General features: G+C 62.1%; 18 protein-coding genes. 3 read left to right on the top strand and 15 right to left on the bottom strand.

Annotated elements, in window-relative coordinates; translation table 11 throughout:
* Positions 1–8 precede the first annotated feature (8 nt).
* Genes ACZRN6_RS04590 through ACZRN6_RS04580 form a run of 3 tightly spaced genes read left to right on the top strand, consistent with a single transcriptional unit; the run spans position 9 to position 1,102 of the window.
* Positions 9–356, top strand: coding sequence for a hypothetical protein (locus ACZRN6_RS04590; protein ID WP_322146793.1), 348 nt, complete (start codon positions 9–11; stop codon positions 354–356).
* Positions 357–404: 48 nt separating this feature from the next.
* Entirely contained in the window at positions 405–671 is a 267-nt protein-coding gene (locus ACZRN6_RS04585; protein ID WP_322146795.1) for a hypothetical protein, read from the top strand.
* 50 nt (positions 672–721) lie between these two features.
* Positions 722–1,102, top strand: coding sequence for a termination factor Rho (locus tag ACZRN6_RS04580; RefSeq protein ID WP_322146797.1), 381 nt, complete (start codon positions 722–724; stop codon positions 1,100–1,102).
* Positions 1,103–1,249: 147 nt separating this feature from the next.
* On the opposite strand, the gene ACZRN6_RS04575 is transcribed toward ACZRN6_RS04580, so the two are convergent.
* From ACZRN6_RS04575 to fabF, 15 genes are all read right to left on the bottom strand, one after another.
* Positions 1,250–1,978 (bottom strand): class I SAM-dependent methyltransferase, encoded by a 729-nt coding sequence (locus ACZRN6_RS04575; protein WP_464007305.1) that lies wholly within the window; start codon positions 1,976–1,978, stop codon positions 1,250–1,252.
* A 38-nt stretch (positions 1,979–2,016) separates the two neighbouring features.
* A complete protein-coding gene (locus ACZRN6_RS04570) occupies positions 2,017–2,937 on the bottom strand; it encodes a PfkB family carbohydrate kinase (protein WP_464007304.1) in 921 nt (306 codons plus the stop codon).
* Positions 2,930–4,396: a purine-cytosine permease family protein gene (locus ACZRN6_RS04565; RefSeq protein ID WP_464007303.1), complete on the bottom strand. Its 1,467-nt coding sequence runs from the start codon at positions 4,394–4,396 to the stop codon at positions 2,930–2,932. The genes ACZRN6_RS04570 and ACZRN6_RS04565 overlap by 8 nt, the downstream gene beginning before the upstream one ends.
* A gap of 229 nt (positions 4,397–4,625) precedes the next feature.
* Positions 4,626–5,627, bottom strand: coding sequence for an ADP-ribosylglycohydrolase family protein (locus tag ACZRN6_RS04560; protein WP_464007302.1), 1,002 nt, complete (start codon positions 5,625–5,627; stop codon positions 4,626–4,628).
* Positions 5,624–6,337 carry a GntR family transcriptional regulator gene (locus tag ACZRN6_RS04555; protein WP_464007301.1) on the bottom strand — a complete coding sequence of 238 codons (714 nt, stop codon included), beginning with the start codon at positions 6,335–6,337 and terminating at the stop codon, positions 5,624–5,626. The genes ACZRN6_RS04560 and ACZRN6_RS04555 overlap by 4 nt, the downstream gene beginning before the upstream one ends.
* Before the next feature lie 70 nt (positions 6,338–6,407).
* On the bottom strand, positions 6,408–6,968 hold the full coding sequence (locus ACZRN6_RS04550) for a DUF1285 domain-containing protein (RefSeq protein WP_322146809.1): 561 nt from the start codon (positions 6,966–6,968) through the stop codon (positions 6,408–6,410).
* A 17-nt stretch (positions 6,969–6,985) separates the two neighbouring features.
* Complete coding sequence (locus ACZRN6_RS04545; RefSeq protein WP_464007300.1) at positions 6,986–7,591, bottom strand: DUF4823 domain-containing protein; 606 nt, start codon at positions 7,589–7,591, stop codon at positions 6,986–6,988.
* A gap of 75 nt (positions 7,592–7,666) precedes the next feature.
* Positions 7,667–8,635 (bottom strand): GTP 3',8-cyclase MoaA, encoded by a 969-nt coding sequence (locus ACZRN6_RS04540; RefSeq protein WP_322146813.1) that lies wholly within the window; start codon positions 8,633–8,635, stop codon positions 7,667–7,669.
* 139 nt (positions 8,636–8,774) lie between these two features.
* A complete protein-coding gene (locus ACZRN6_RS04535) occupies positions 8,775–9,428 on the bottom strand; it encodes a TetR/AcrR family transcriptional regulator (protein WP_004371278.1) in 654 nt (217 codons plus the stop codon).
* A gap of 437 nt (positions 9,429–9,865) precedes the next feature.
* Entirely contained in the window at positions 9,866–10,651 is a 786-nt protein-coding gene (locus ACZRN6_RS04530; RefSeq protein WP_464007299.1) for a TatD family hydrolase, read from the bottom strand.
* A 63-nt stretch (positions 10,652–10,714) separates the two neighbouring features.
* A complete protein-coding gene (locus tag ACZRN6_RS04525; protein WP_322146819.1) occupies positions 10,715–11,704 on the bottom strand; it encodes a DNA polymerase III subunit delta' in 990 nt (329 codons plus the stop codon).
* Positions 11,697–12,329, bottom strand: a complete 633-nt coding sequence (tmk, locus tag ACZRN6_RS04520) for a dTMP kinase (RefSeq protein WP_464007298.1) — start codon at positions 12,327–12,329, stop codon at positions 11,697–11,699. Before tmk ends, ACZRN6_RS04525 begins: the two co-directional genes overlap by 8 nt.
* 19 nt (positions 12,330–12,348) lie before the next feature.
* Positions 12,349–13,473 carry an endolytic transglycosylase MltG gene (mltG, locus tag ACZRN6_RS04515; protein WP_322146823.1) on the bottom strand — a complete coding sequence of 375 codons (1,125 nt, stop codon included), beginning with the start codon at positions 13,471–13,473 and terminating at the stop codon, positions 12,349–12,351.
* A gap of 1 nt (position 13,474) precedes the next feature.
* Positions 13,475–14,290: an aminodeoxychorismate lyase gene (gene pabC / locus ACZRN6_RS04510; protein ID WP_464007297.1), complete on the bottom strand. Its 816-nt coding sequence runs from the start codon at positions 14,288–14,290 to the stop codon at positions 13,475–13,477.
* Positions 14,290–15,534: a beta-ketoacyl-ACP synthase II gene (fabF, locus tag ACZRN6_RS04505; protein ID WP_322146826.1), complete on the bottom strand. Its 1,245-nt coding sequence runs from the start codon at positions 15,532–15,534 to the stop codon at positions 14,290–14,292. The genes pabC and fabF overlap by 1 nt, the downstream gene beginning before the upstream one ends.
* Between the last annotated feature and the right edge of the window lie 63 nt (positions 15,535–15,597).

Below are 15,597 nucleotides of genomic sequence, written 5' to 3'. Positions count from 1 at the left end.
ACACCATCATGACGACTTCCAAGTTTGCCGCCCTCGCCCTCACCGGTTTGCTGTCTGCCGTTTCGTTGAGCAGCTTTGCCGCCTCGACGGGGTCCAGTACCGGCCCGACCAACCCTGTCGGCAGCCCACCTAATCCGGCCACCCAAGAGTCGAAGGATTCGATGGGCACCGGCATGGACACCAACGGCGGCGCGATCATCGACAACAGCCAGGACCCGCACACCCAGGGCAACGACACCAATCGCAACAGCGGCGCGGTGCCTAACGGCAAAATGGGCCCAGGTGCTACTTCGCCCTCGATCAACAAAGGTGATGATTCAAACATCCCCGGCGCACCCAAACAGCCAGCGCCTTAACGTGCTGGAAAGACGAACACCCGATCATTTCCCAGTGAAGAGGTATGCATGAACGTCGATCACAACCTTGAAAAAGAAGTCCTCACCCGTCTGCTCCACGCTCACCCAAGTGGGCTGGGCAAGGAAGTGCTGGACAACTACCGAGGTGAAAAAATGGTGGCCAGCGCCTTGGCCACGTTGCAGGAACGCGGTTGGATCAAGGAAGGCCACGTGACCTGCAGCGATGCCGGGGAACACGCGCTGAACTTGCCGATCAAGCTCACCGCGTCCGGCGTGGAAGCGGCCCGCAAGCTGGAAAGCGAAGCGGGCCAGTAACGCACAATGTCTGGTCTGGCCCTTGTCGAAGGGCCAGAAGGAGTATCGCAATGCCTCGTGGAAGCAAAGCCAAATACACCACCGAACAGAAGCGCAAGGCCGCTCATATCGAAGAGAGTTATGAGCACAAGGGCGTGTCGAAAGAAGAGGCCGAGGCCCGCGCCTGGGCCACCGTCAACAAGCAGTCCGGCGGCGGCGACAAGGCTGGCGGTTCAGGCAAGCGCAAGGCGCCGGCGAAGAAGTCCGAGGACCGGCATGAGTCGGCCAAACGGGCGGCGGCCAGCCGCGAAGGGCACCCGCGCAACAGCCGGGTTTCTTTGGGTACGCAGACCAAGGAAAGCTTGCTGAAAGAAGCGCGCGCCAAGGATATTCCCGGGCGCTCGACGATGCGCAAGGATGAGTTGATCGAGGCGCTGAAACGCGCGGGCTGACGCATCTCCCTTAACCGCCCCCCTATCAAAGGTGGGAGCGGGCTTGCCCGCGAAGGCGGTGTATCATCCAAAACACTTGGCACTGATACACCGCATTCGCGGGCAAGCCCGCTCCCACATTTTTTGGTCGGGTTTTCAGCCACGGAGTCAGCGGTTAGCGGCCACCAGTAGCATCATCGGCCGCTCAAGCTCTTCCGCCAGTGCCGGACGGGCCTTCAGATCCGCTTCGCTAGGGCCCCACTCGTCGACATGAGTCAGGGTGAACCCCGCCTGGATCAACAGCGTCAGCAACGTGCCCACGGTACGATGTTGCTTGATCACACCCTCCGCCAACCAGTTTGTCACCCGTGGCCCTTGCAACTGGTAGCTGTCCACCGGCCAACGCTTGCGCCCTTGCTCATCAATCAGCCAGCCCGGTTGCCTGGGCGCCATGAAGATCGGGTGCTCGATGGAAAACACCAACCGCCCGCCGGGTACCAACGCTCGATGGATGCGTTCGAACAAGCCTTTCAAGTCGACGATGTAATGGAAGGCCAACGAGCTGTAGGCCAAATCGAATGCAGCGGCAGGAAGGTCAAGCTGTTCAAGGTCGGCGATGGCGTAGGCAATGGCCGAAGATGACGTCATCTCCTTCGCCCGCGCCAGCATCTTGTGTGAGACATCCAGCCCCAGCACTTGCTCGGCGCCCTCCTCTTGGGCCCAGCGACAGAACCAACCGTAGCCGCAACCCAGGTCCACTACTTTCAAGCCCGGCATCGGCGGCAGCATGGCCTGCAACGCCGGCCACTCCGGGGCGCCAGCAAGGCCTTCCACCGAGCGCCCCATTTTGCTGTAGCCCTCGAAGAAAACCTCGGTGTCGTAGATGTTCTGGGTCATGGCGTCGCTCCGTGCTCAATGGCGACTATTCTGCCGAATCAGCCCGCGCTCAACAACGCATCCACTTCAGCCGTGCCCGGTGAGGTCGCAGGCCCCCAGCGCGTGACCGCCAAGGCCGCCGCCGCATTCGCACGACGGGCCGCAGCAGCCGGCGCCAGGCCGCTGGCCAAACCTGCGATAAACACCCCGGCATGGGCATCGCCCGCGCCGTTGCTGTCTACCGCCTGGACCTTGAATCCTGGCACATGCTCGGCCCGCCCGTTACGGCTGACCCAGCAGCCATTCGGCCCGTCGCGTACCACCCGTAACGCGTCTGCAGGCAAGTGGTCATCAAGCTTGAGCAATGCGCCTGCAAGATCGCTGGCGCCAGTGAATGCCAGCGCTTCGGGACCGTTGCTGGTCCAGATGTCGATACGCGGCAACAGGGCGACCATCAAGGCCGAGTCCGGCGCCTTCACCAGCGGGCCCGGGTCGAACACCACAGTAATCTGGCGCGGCAACGCCAATAGCCAATCGAGCAACGCCTGGGCCTTGCCCTCCAGCAGCAGGCTGTAGCCGCTGACGTACACATAATCGTCGGCGTGAGGCACGGCGCACGCCAGGTCTTGCGCGAGCAAGTCACCTTCGGCGCCGATATGGGAAATGAAGGTGCGCTCGGTAGTGGCTTCGGTCAGGGACACGCACAAACCGGTGTCCTTGTCGTCGCTGGCGGCCAGGGCCATTTCAATGCCCTCGGCGTGCATCGCCGCGCGCGCCAGGTCGCCAAAGCGGCCGGTGCCATGGCGGCCCAGATAGACCACCGGCAACCCGTTGCGCCGGGCAGCAGCCATCACATTGAAACCGCCGCCCGCCTCGAAGCTGGCGGAGTTGGCCAATACATCGCCGCCAGTGGCAGGCAATGTGTCGAGGGACATGACCAGATCAACGATGACCTGGCCGCTGTGCAGCAATCTAGACATTTGCGCTCTCTACCAAAGCCGGGCGACGGTCAGCCGCGCCACCCAGTACTGCATAAATCCCGCCGGCCACCAGGAAGGTGACGATCCAGCCCAGGCCGTTGTGGCCCAGCCACGAATCGGACAACGGCCCGGCGAACCAGATGTTCTCGGCCGTGGTGCCGATGGTGGTGAAGCTGACACCCAGCATAATCGCAATCGCCCAGGCGCCAAATGCACGCCATTCAACCCCGCCGCGGTACCAATAGGCGCTGCTTGGCGTCACGTCCAGCAAGTCTTTGGGGCTGTAGTAGTGGCGATGCAGCAGGTCGACCACAAAAATCCCGACCCAGGCCGTGATGGGTACGGCCAGCAACGAAATGAAGGTGATGAACGGGCCGTAGAAGCTGTCGGCGATCAGCATGAAGTAGATCGAACCGGCGAAGATTGCGACGATATCAACGATTACCGCATGCACGCGCTTGACCTTCAAACCAAGGGTCAAGGTGGTGAGGCCCGCCGAGTACACCGACAGGTTATTCGACAGCAGCAACCCGCCGAACGCGGTGATCAGGTACGGCACGGCCATCCAGGTCGGCAGCATGTCGCGGATCGCGATGATCGGGTCAGTGGCCGACGCCAGGTCGTTATTGCCTACCGACAGCAGGCCGCCCAGGGTGATCAACAGCACCAGCGGAATCCCTGCACCGAACGCCGCAGACGCCACCAGGCGCACGGCCTTGACGCTGCGGTGCTGGTAGCGCGACATGTCGGCACCGGCGTTGGCCCAGCCGATACCGGTACCGGCGGCCATGGTGCCGACGCCGATGATCATCGCGCTCAACGGTGCAGGCGTGGCGTTGAATACCGCGCTCCAGTCGATGGTGGCGCAGAGGAAGCCACCCACCAGGATATTCAGCGCACCGAACACGTAGGTGGCCCACTTCTGGATCACCAGCAAGGTGGCGTGGCCCAAGCCCGATACGGCGAGGGTCAGCAGCACGAAGATCCCGATAAACAGCAGGGTCAGCACTGGCGCGCTTTTGGCTGCAACCGGCGAGTTGAACAGGATCGAGCACAACGACAGCAGCACGAAGGCGGCGGTAGTGGTGTTGACGGTTTCCCAGCCAAGGCGCGACATCAGCGATACCAGGGTTGGCCCGATATTGCCGCGTACGCCGAAGATCGCCCGCGACAGGGTCAGGCTCGGTGCCCGGCCACGACGGCCGGCGATGGAGATGATGCCGACCACCGCAAACGATCCGGCGGCGCCAAGAATTGCGACGATGATTGCCTGCCAGATCGCCAGGCCGCGAAACGCCACCAGGGTCGCGCCCAAAGGCAATCCGAGGATGCTGATGTTGGCCGCGAACCAGACCCAGAACAGTTGCAGCGGATGGCCATTGCACTCGCCTTCCGGGACCGGCTCGATGCCGCGTGTTTCCAATTGCCCGGCGCTTTGGCCGGAAGAAGACGTACTCATGGTGGGGTGCTCCTGATGCCTGTTTTTTTGTGGTTGTGGCAGTTTCGCAAGTCGAATCTTTATTCCGGTCATCCTGACTCGGCGAATCACTGTAGGAGCGAGCTTGCTGTGGTGAGGGGGCTTGCCCCCCGCCGGGTTCACCGCAAGTTAATGGGGCTGCTTCGCAGCCCAGCGCGGGGCAAGCCCGCTCACCACACCAAGCGCGTTCCTACAGGTTGATGTGTGGTGCTCAACGCAGATCGAGCAGCCCCTGAACCAAGGGTTCCAGGTGCAGGCCGTTGACCTGTTTGACCTGCTCGATCATCGCCTCAGGCCAGCACTGCATCCCCAGGCACGCACCGAGCATGGCGCCGAGAATCGCGGCGATGGTGTCGGTGTCGCCGCCAAGGCTGGCGGCCATGCACAGGGCTTCGAAGGCGTTTACTTCACCCACCGCGACTTGTTGCGCGAGGGCAAACGACACCACCACCGATTCCTGGGACGCCACGGAGGTGCCGATCAATTCGTAGAGCAGGTCGGTAAACAGCGCCTTGTCGCCACTGTCGACGCTCAAGGTGCGCGCCCAACTGATGCGGGTGGCGATGCGCCCACCGGCAATCCAGTGGCCGTGGTTTTCTGCCTGTTGGGCGATCTGCGTGCCGATATTCAGCGCTTCGCCCAGGTCGACACCGTTGATCCCGGCAGAAACCACCGCCGCCACTGCTGCGGCGCTGGAGATGCCCAGGTTGGTGTTGTGGGTGACCTGGCACGCCTGGATCACCGCCTGGATAAACTGCCCGGGGTCATTGACGTTTGCCGCGATGCCCACCGGGGTGATGCGCATGGCGGCGCCGTTGGTGGTGCCGTAGCGCCCGGATTCTTCCGGGGTATGGCCTGCCAGGATCATGTCGATCGCGCGTTTGGTCGACGGGCCCAGCAAGTCCTGGGAGCCTTTGGCGCGCATCACCGCTTCCCAATCGATCAGGCGTTGGGCGAGCTCGGTGGGTTCAATTTTGCCTTGCCCGTCCACCAGCAACTGGCCAACAAGGATCGCCTGCTCGGTGTCATCGGTGATCGAGCCCTTGGGCATGTTCGGCGCGATCGGCTGATCGGCGTCGGCATCTTCCAGGGCGGTGATCGCGCCGAAACGTGCCTTGACCTGCTCGCGGCTCAGGGACTGGGTGGGCATGCCCAACGCATCGCCCAAGGCCAGGCCGTAGAAGGCGCCGAGGGCGCGGGTAGTGGCGGTCATGTCGGTGTTCCAAATTGTAGGTGCAGGCGAAAGTGCAGAGGGTCGAGCAGGCTTTCGACGGATTCCATGAAGCGGTCCTGGCGGTCGTAAGTGGTGCGCAGGGCCTTGAGGAACACCGTGCCTGCCGGGCGACCCAAGAGCTGGGCATCTTCCTCGCTCAACGGCTCGGCGCCGATCCATTGGCTGCCGGTGGCGCCGACGTAGCCGTAGGCGGCCAGGGTGATGGTCAGGGAATTATCGATCAGGCCGACGTGCGGCAGGCTTTCCAGGCCACCGGAGGCCGGCATCAGCGAGCGCTCCAGGGACACGAACGTGCCGTCGGCGGCGCGACGGCGGCGGTCGAGGGCGATGAATTGGTCGCTGCCGTGACTGCTGAACAGGTCCGGGCGGGTGACCGATTCCAGGCGCAGGATCTCGGAGCTCACCACCGCGCCGGTGTCGGCCAGCGCCTGGGCCCAGCCGCTGCGCTGGTCCAGCACCATGCCGTCAAAGGTGACGATGGAGCCGACACCGCTTTGGGTGGCGATGTAGCTGCGGCGCTTAAGCTCCGCCAGGGCTTCACGCAGGGTACCGCGGCTGACGGAGAACTCTTCCGCCAGTTGGTGCTCGCCCGGCAGCAGGACACCGTCGGCCATCACTCCACCCTCGATACGGCGGATCAGCTCGTCGACGACGCGTTTTTTCTTATCAAATCGGACATGTCTAATCATGTACAAATTGATAACCGAAGCGCCCGGTTACAGCAAGCGAATTATTTCAGGAGGAAGGCAAAAGTCCGCCTCAGGGCTCCAGGCCGATCGGGAAAAATACCCCGCCGCTCCAGACGCCGAGCCAGTTCTTACCGTTGATCGGACGGGTCACCGCCAACTCCACCAATTGATAGAACGCGTTGCGGTGAACCAGGGCTTCGAGGTTGGTACGCACCCGCAAGTAGGGCGAGGGTTCCTGTGTGTGCGGGTCGATCACAACCCGCAGCGGATGTTCGATACCGGCCTCAACCGGTTCATCCACATTGGTGGTAAAGCGCAGCACCTGACTTTCGCCCTGCCCTTCTACCTCCAGGGTGACGGCTACGAAGGGCGCATCATCGACCTTGATCCCGACCTTTTCCACCGGAGTAATCAGGAAGTAATCATCGCCATCGCGGCGGATGATATTGGAGAACAGCTTGACCATCGGCTTGCGGCCAATCGGCGTGCCCATGTAGAACCAGGTGCCGTCGCGGGCGATACGCATGTCGATATCGCCGCAAAACGTCGGGTTCCACAGATGCACCGGCGCGGGTCCCTTGCCCTTGGGCAATTGCGCCAACAGGTCATTGGCTTTGGCCGTATCGGTCATGCTGCCCTCCTTGTGACTTACTGATCGCTCATGCCCAACAGGCTGCGCGCGTAGTGCGCCAGGGGCTTGCCGATCAGATCGTCAGGTTTGTTGTCGTGGAACGTCAGTAAACCGCCACGGCTATGAATGCGCACAGTATCAATCAAATACTGGGTGCTGGTCTCGATCAACATCACCTGAATGGTGCCGGTGTCGAGGCCCAGGCGATCCACCGCCTCCTGGTCAGACCATTCATCGGCGTTGCCGATACGGTCATCCGCCTGGGCGAAGCGGCAATACAACAGGTAATGCGCGCCGGCCGCCCGGGCTTCCGACATCGCCTGCTCCAGGCCTTCGGGCTTGCGAGCGCGACGAACCATCGGGAAGTATTCGACAAACCCGTTGAAAGCTTCCTCGGCCACCACGTTAGGCCGTGGATAAGCGCTGCCTGGCGGGGTGAACGCACCCTGGGCGATGAAGACAAAGGAGTCCGGCTGTATGCGGATCGAATTGACGCGGCGGGTATCGCTGTGGTCCAGCAACCCGGCATCGCTCATCTGATAGCGCGTGCCTTCGGCCATATCACTGACGGTCATGCAGCCACCCAGGGCGAGTGACGCCAGCATCAAAACCAGACTACGCATCCTAATTCTCCAGAGGCCGGTGACGGAAAACCGGCGAATGGGCACGAGATGCAGATTTTGCGCCAGCTTGCGGGACTAGCCGCCGATGATCTTCATGATGGTCGCTCCACCGGAGAATGCGACTTCCTGCTTGTCGCCCAAGGCCTTGACCAGCAAGCGCTGCAAGGCCGGCAGAGCCTGGTGGCGGGGTTTGTCCAGCAGGTCGCCAACGTAGTGGCGATTGCTCGACGACAGGCAACCATGCAGCCAGCCGGTGGACGACAGCCGCAAGCGCGAACAGGTGCGGCAGAACGGTACGCTTTCGTTGGCGATGACACCGAAGAAGCCCTTGCCCGGCACTTCGTAGCGCACGGCAGTAGCGTCCACCGGGGCGTTGGCTTGCAGGTATTCGTGATGCTCGCCAATCAGCCCGAGCAATTGCTGAAGGCTGACGAATTGCTGCAGGAATGCGTTGGAGTCGGTGGCCAGGTGGCCCATGCGCATCAATTCGATAAAGCGCAACTCGTAGCCACGCTCCAGGCAGTAGTCGAGCAGCGGCATCACCTGGTCGAGGTTCTGGCCGCGCAACGGCACCATATTGACCTTGATCTTGATCCCGGCGGCACTGGCCTGGTCCATGCCATCGAGCACGGTGGCCAGGTCGCCACCGCGAGCGATACTGCGGAAGGCGTCGGCGTCCAGGGTGTCGAGGGAAACGTTGATGCGGCGGATCCCGGCGTTTACCAGCAGTGGCAGTTTGCGCGCCAGCAGTTGGCCGTTGGTGGTCAGGCTGATGTCGCTCAGGCCCATCTGCCCCACCGCGCCCATGAAGGCTTCCAGCTTGGGGCTGACCAGCGGCTCACCGCCGGTAATGCGCAGGCGCTCGATGCCGGCGGCCTCGATCAAGTATTCAACGCCGCGCGCCATCGCCTCGGCAGACAGTTCATCCTGCGCAGCCACCAGCCGCTTGCCGTTGGGCACGCAGTAGGTACAGGCGTAATTGCAGGCTGAGGTCAGGCTGATCCGCAAATTGCGGAATCGCCTGCCTTGACGATCAACGATCATGGATCACTCCGGCAGAGGATAATTCGGGCGCACTAAAACCTGACTGAAAAATCAAGTTTTAGCAAGGTCCTTGCCTGAGTATATTCCTGGTTTACTGCGCTGGGCAGGAAATCATATCGCCATCACGCTGGCGAATGACTCAAGTGGCCGGCGTTTCGGCGTTCGGCAAATCGGTACTGTGCTTGCGCTTGTTGCCCATGCGCACGCCGATGTCCATCAGGAACTGGAAGAAACCTTCCTGGTCTTCCAGCACATTGCTCCAGAACGGCGAGTGGTACAACGCCACCGCGCCATGCACCAACGCCCAGGCCGCGCAGTAGTGAAAATACGGCGGCACGTCTTCGAGCTTGCCTTCGCTGATGCGGCCCTTTATCAGCAGGGTCAGGCGTTCGAAGTTCGAGGCACGGATCTTGTGCAGCTCCTCGACCATTTCCGGCACCTGGTGGCCCTTCACGACTTTTTCTTCGAGGCGATCAAACAGGCGGTAGCGCTGCGGGTCACGCATGCGGAACTCGAAGTAGGCGCGCGACAGCGCTTCCTTGTCCTTGTCGACATCGGCCGAGTGCAGCAGCTCGTTCAAATCGCGCTCGTAGTCGAGCATCAGGCGCAGGTAGATCTCGGCCTTGGACTTGAAGTGCTTGTAAATGGTGCCTTTGCCGATACCCACGGCATCCGCAATCATCTCGACGGTGACGCTGTCTTCACCCTGGTCGAGGAACAGCTTGAGTGCGGTGTCGAGAATTTCCTGCTCGCGGCGGCGAAACTCACGGACCTTGCGGGGTTCTTTGTGCATAAGAAAAAGGTCTGCAGAGATGGAGATTGGGAGGGTGGCGTGCCCCAAGCGGCGCTTGTCGGAACGTTTTACCCGGTGCGCGGGATTATCCCGACTGAACGGTCGTTGGGCAACGCCTATATGAACAACCTTTGCACTTAACTTACAGCGCGCCAACGAATAAGCCGATTTGAGTCAGAAATAAAACACGACATTGCTGCACGTGCATCGCGATCAATGAGAACTCAACCGAAGCGGGCGTATTCCAAATCTGTTTAAAAAACGATCAGATGCGGCTGGACTGAATCGGATACTGATCAATACTTGAAATGTCGGCGTGACATCTCCCCCAAGTGACACGTCGACCTGGGTACCGACGGACTGTGTGCCCTTGTTTTACTCCTAATGGTCTTAACCCGGATTCACCCCCCAGAACCCGGGTTTTTTTTGCCTGCGATTTAGCCGGCCACGTGGGCCAGCGGGAACAGGCGCTTGAAGTTGTCGGTGGTCTGTTCGGCAAAACGCTCGTAAGACTCGCCCCGCAGCATCGCCAGGTAATCCGCAACATCCCGTACGTATTCCGGCAGGTTGGGTTTGCCGCGATGGGGAATCGGCGCCAGGTACGGCGAATCGGTCTCCACCAGCAGCCGGTCTGCTGGCACCTGGCGTGCGACATCGCGCAGGGCGTCGGCATTGCGAAAGGTGACGATGCCCGACAGGGAAATGTAGAAGCCCAGGTCGAGGGCGGCCTTGGCCATGTCCCAGTCTTCAGTAAAGCAGTGCAGTACACCGGCCTGGGGCAGCGTGGCTTCGCGCAGCAGGGTCAGGGTGTCGGCACGGGCGCCACGGGTGTGGACAATCACCGGCTTGCCGGTCTGCTGCGCAGCTTGCAGGTGCAAACGGAACGACGCCTGCTGCAACTCGGCGGCTTGCGGTTCGTAGTGGTAATCCAGGCCGGTCTCGCCGATGGCCACTACGCGAGGGTGATTGAGTTCGCCGAGCAACCAGTCGAGGGCCGGGGCTTCGCCGGGCTTCAGGTCCAGCGGGTGAATGCCCACCGAGCAGTCGACGTCGGCATATCGATCGGCCAGGGCTTTGACATCGGCGGCGTTTTGCGCGCTGACGCCGATGCACAGGAAGTGCCCGACTCCACGCTGGCGCGCGGCTTCAAGGGCGGCATCGAGGGAGCCGCCGTGCTGGGCCAGGTCGAGGCGATCAAGGTGGCAATGGGAATCTACGAGCATAAGGATCTACAACTTGAGTCACGGAAAGTGTCTGGCCAACGATACACCCGTCGGCCACTGAAATTAACGCCGGCCGAGCAAACCGACCCACTGCACCAGCAAGGCCTCAAGCAACAGCACGCGGTTGAGGTTGGCCTTGCCCAGTACCTTCTGGCGTTGGGCGAGGATCCAGTCCTGAATAGTCAGGACCTTGTCCTGGGCACTCTTCTGCGCCAGGTATTGCACCACCTTGCGCATGTCCGCAAGGCCCAGGCCGTTTTCGTCCTGGGTCAGTTGGTAGCGCAGGACCAGGCTCGACCAGTCGCAGAACCAGTCGAACAGCAGCAGCAAGGGAATGTCTTTCCAGGCGCTTTCGGCCAATTGCGTGGCCGATACTTCCTGCTTGAGCAGCTTCTTCACCCCGTCCACCACCAGTGCGCGCTGTTCCCGCACGCCCTGGGCCTGGAGTTTGACCGCCGCCAACGGCGAACCCGCCGCCAGGGTCAGCAACTCGACGCGCTCGGCCTCACCGCACTCCGGCAACGCCTGGGCCAGCCACTGCAGGCTCATGGCTTCGCTGGGCAACGGGCAAGCCTGTTGCACGCAGCGACTGCGGATGGTCGGCAGCAGGCGGCTGGACTGGTGGCTGACCAGCAGCAGCACGGTATCGCCGGAGGGTTCTTCCAGGCTTTTAAGCAAGGCGTTGGCGGCGTTGATGTTCATCGACTCTACCGGCTCGATCAGCACCACCTTGCGCCCGCCCATCTGCGCGGTCTGCACCACGAAGCTGACCAGGTCACGCACCTGGTCGACCTTGATCGCCTTGTCGGCTTCTTCCGGTTCCAGCAAGTAGTTGTCCGGGTGGCTGCCAGCCCTGAGCAGCATGCAGGATTTACATTCCCCGCAAGCTTCCAGGCCGTTGGGGCGCTGGCACAACAAGCTGGCCATCAGCCGCTCGGCCAGGGCCCGTTTGCCGATGCCCACCGGGCCGTGAAGCAGGTAGGCGTGGGCGTGCTGGGCACGGCCTGCCAGTTGCTGCCAGAGGCTGTCCTGCCACGGGTAGGCTTCAGCCACGGACACGCTCCACGAGTTTCGGCAACAGGGCGTCAATCGCCTGCTGCACTTGGGTCAGGGGCAGCGCGGCGTCCAGCAGGTAATAACGGGCGGGATCGGCTTCGGCGCGCTTGAGAAACGCGCTGCGCACAGCCTCGAAAAACACCCGGGTTTCCAGTTCGAAACGGTCGAGTCGACCGCGTGCGGTAGCGCGGGCCATGCCGACTTCAACCGGCAGATCGAACACCAGGGTCAGGTCGGGACGTAAATCGCCCTGAACGAAGGTTTCCAGGGTCGCAATGCGCTCCAGGGACAAGCCACGACCGCCACCCTGATAGGCGTAGGTCGAATCGGTAAACCGGTCACAAATCACCACGGCGCCACGGGCCAGCGCCGGACGAATGACTTCGGCCAGGTGCTGGGCGCGGGCGGCAAACACCAACAGCAGCTCGGTGTCCGGGTTCATCTGTTCGTCGCCCGGGGTCAGCAGCACTTCACGGATGCGCTCGGCCAATGGTGTACCGCCGGGCTCGCGGGTCAGCAGCACCTCGATACCTTCGGCGCGCAGGCGCTCGGCCAGGTATTCGCGGTTAGTGCTTTTGCCGGCGCCTTCAGGGCCTTCCAGGGTAATAAACAAGCCAGTCACAGGCAGTCCTTAGTCAGAGTCATTGCGGGCTTTGCGGCGCGGCATCGTCGGGTGCCGGAGACACTTCGGCAGGCGTATCCACCGGCGCGTCCGCAGGTTTCGCCGCCGGCGCAGGCGCGGGGCTGGAACGGTAATCGGCGCGACGCTTCATCTGGAACTCACGCACCGCAGCGTTATGTGCATCCAGGTTATCCGAGAAAATATGGCTGCCATCACCGCGGGCGACAAAATACAGGCTGCTGCCCGCCACCGGGTTCAGTGCGGCATGAATCGCCTCACGCCCGACCATGGCAATCGGCGTCGGCGGCAGGCCGGCGATCACGTAGGTGTTGTAGGGTGTGGCTTCCTTGAGGTGCGCGCGGGTCAGCTTGCCGGTGTAGCGCTCGCCAAGGCCGTAGATCACGGTCGGGTCGGTTTGCAGCAGCATGCCGATCTGCATGCGCCGCACAAACACCCCGGCAATCTGGCCGCGCTCTTGCGGTACGCCGGTTTCTTTCTCGACCAGCGAGGCCATGATCAGCGCTTGATAGGGCTCGGTGTACGGCGCGTCGGCCGCGCGCTTGGCCCACTCTTGGGCGAGGACATCGTCCAGACGGTTGTAGGATTTCTTCAGCAACTCGACGTCGCTCATCCCGCGCACAAACCGATAGGTGTCGGGGAAGAAGCGACCTTCGGGGAACATGCCTGGGTGGCCGAGTTTCTCCATGACTTCGCTGTCGCTCAGGCCCGACAGGGTTTGCTCGATTTTTTCATGCTTGGCCAGGGCCGCGCGCACCTGGCGAAAGTTCCAGCCTTCCACCAGCGTGATGCTGTACTGCACCACTTCGCCACGCTGCCACAGACCGATCAGGCCCTCGGCGGTGAGGCCCGGGGTCATGCGGTATTCGCCGCTGTGCAGCGGCTGGCCGTCGAGGTTGAAGCGCCAGTAGAGACGCAACCAGAACGCATCGTTGAGCACGCCGTCATTTTCCAGGCGATTGAAGGTGCCGGTGGGCGTCGCGCCGGCCGGTACGTCCAGCAATTGCTCCTGGGTCAGATTCAGGGGCTGCTCCAGGGCCGAGTTCAGCTTCCAGGCCGAAGCGCCCAGCAGCAAACCCGCCAGGACCAGACCGATCTCCAGCAACAATACAAATTTACGTCTCAAATCAAATACCCAATAGTGCGCGAACAATGCCCTGCAGTTTACGGGTGAGCGGCCCAACCGGCCAGCTCATCGCAGCACATCCGCGCACCGGCCAAAGGCCAAATACGCTGTTGCACACAAAGACTTCGTCGGCCTTTTGCAACTGCTCAAGGCTGATATCAGCCACGCGCGTCGGGATGCCCAACGCCTGCGCCTGGGCCAACAGCTCGGCCCGCATGACGCCGGCGACGCCACAGCGATTCAGATCAGCGGTCAGCAACACGCCGTCACGCACCAGAAACAGGTTGCTGAAGACGCCTTCGACGACTCGACCGGACATATCCAGCATCAAACCTTCGGCGTGATCGGCACCCTGCCATTCGTTGCGGGCGAACACCTGCTCCAGCCGATTGAGGTGCTTGAGGCCGGCGAGCAACGGTTGCTCGGACAAACGCGTGGTACACGCAAACAGGCGAATGCCTGAGGCTGCATGTTCCGGGGGATAAGTGGCAGGCGGGCTGCCTTGCAGAATGCGCCGCGCCGGGGCGCCAGCGCTGATGCCATAACCGCGCTGGCTGTCGCCACGGGTCAGGATCAACTTGAGTACACCGTCACCGAGGGCGGCGGCATAGGCCAGCAATTCGCTGCGGATCAGCGGTTGATCCGCAACAATCGCCAACCGCCTGCAGCCCTCATCGAGGCGCTGCAGGTGGCGGTCGAGCAATACAGGCTGCCCGGCCTTGACGGCAATGGTCTCGAACAGACCATCACCGTACGCCAGGCCACGGTCTTTCAGGGGCACTGCGCCCGCCGGTTGACCGTCGACCCAGCTTTGCATCACTCGGCGAACCGGCGGAACACCAGGGAACCGTTGGTGCCACCAAAGCCGAACGAGTTGGACAACACCACGTCGATCGGCATCTTCTGCGGCTCGTGGGGCACGAAGTTCAAATCACACCCAACATCCGGCTCGTCAAGGTTGATGGTCGGCGGAGCGACCTGATCCTTGATGGCCAGCACACTGAAGATCGCCTCGACCGCGCCGGCCGCACCCAACAGGTGGCCGGTCATGGACTTGGTGGAACTGACCGCCAGTTTGTAGGCGTGCTCGCCGAACACCGACTTGATGGCCTCGGCTTCCGCCAGGTCGCCCGTCGGGGTGGAAGTGCCATGGGCGTTGATGTACTGCACCTGGTCAATGTTGACCTTGGCATCACGCAACGCGTTGGTGATACAGCGTGCAGCGCCTGCGCCGTCAGACGGCGGCGAGGTCATGTGGTACGCGTCACCGCTCATGCCGAAGCCAATCAGCTCGGCGTAGATAGTGGCGCCACGGGCCTTCGCGTGCTCCAGCTCTTCGAGTACCAGCGCACCGGCACCGTCGGCCAATACAAAGCCGTCACGGCCCTTGTCCCACGGACGGCTGGCACGGGTCGGCTCGTCATTGCGGGTCGACAGCGCACGGGACGCGCCGAAGCCGCCCATGCCCAGGCCACAGGCAGCCATCTCGGCGCCGCCGGCGATCATCACGTCAGCTTCGTCATAGGCGATATTGCGCGCCGCCATGCCAATGCAGTGCGTGCCCGTGGTGCACGCCGTGGAGATGGCGTAGTTAGGCCCCTGGGCACCCAAGTGGATAGACAGGAAACCGGAAATCATATTGATGATCGAACCAGGCACGAAGAACGGCGAAATTCGACGCGGGCCGGAATCGTGCAGCGTGCGGCTGGTTTCTTCGATATTGGTCAGGCCGCCAATACCCGAACCCATGGCCACGCCGATGCGCTCACGGTTGGCGTCGGTGACTTCCAGGCCGGCATTACGCACCGCCTGAAAACCGGCTGCCAGGCCGTATTGAATGAACAGGTCGAGTTTGCGGGACTCTTTGACCGAGAGATATTCCTCGACATTGAAGTCCTTTACCGAGCCGCCAAAACGGGTGGAATAGGCAGAAAGGTCCGTGTGTTCGATCAGACCAATACCACTGCGGCCAGCCAGAATGCCCTGCCAACTGCTCGGCACATCCGTACCCAGTGGCGATAACATACCCATACCGGTGACTACGACGCGTCTACGCGACACAGCACTCTCCTTTTTCTAATGACGACACTTTGCATCAGGCTTAAAGGAAAAAACCGCACGCCA

The sequence above is a fragment of the Pseudomonas sp. A125 genome, assembly GCF_055409485.1.
The sequence above is the reverse complement of the archived record's forward strand: the minus strand, read 5'-3'. Positions and strand labels throughout refer to the sequence as shown.